Origin of the sequence: Bradyrhizobium uaiense (genome assembly GCF_010811875.1) — a bacterium.
In the GTDB taxonomy this organism is placed as follows: Bacteria; Pseudomonadota; Alphaproteobacteria; order Rhizobiales; family Xanthobacteraceae; genus Bradyrhizobium; species Bradyrhizobium uaiense.
The window spans coordinates 1-306 of sequence record NZ_VKHP01000652.1 but is presented as its reverse complement, the minus strand read 5'-3'; the positions used below and the strand labels follow the sequence as shown (position 1 = coordinate 306).

Below are 306 nucleotides of genomic sequence, written 5' to 3'. Positions count from 1 at the left end.
CCGCGTTCCTGTGTGCCTCGTGGGCTCGGATATGTATATAAGACACAGCGTTCCCTCGGCCGGCCCCGCCTTTGCAACCGCGCTGGTGATGAAGTCACCAAACCCGCATGCGTTCCGCTCCGGCCGTCACTTCGCGGCCTGGCTCGGCCTCACCCCCAAGGACCATTCCACCGCCGGCAAGACCAGGCTTGGCAAGATCACCCGGGCGGGCGACGAGGACCTGAGACGGCTGCTCGTGATCGGGGCTACGGCGGTGATCCAGCAGGCCAGACGTGGACGCGGTCATCACTCGCGCTGGCTGCTGGC

General features: G+C 66.7%; 1 protein-coding gene. It reads left to right on the top strand.

The window, feature by feature from the left end; genetic code table 11:
- Positions 1 to 306, top strand: a 306-nt coding sequence (locus FNJ47_RS46935) for a transposase (RefSeq protein WP_163163593.1), incomplete at both ends; no start/stop codon positions are given.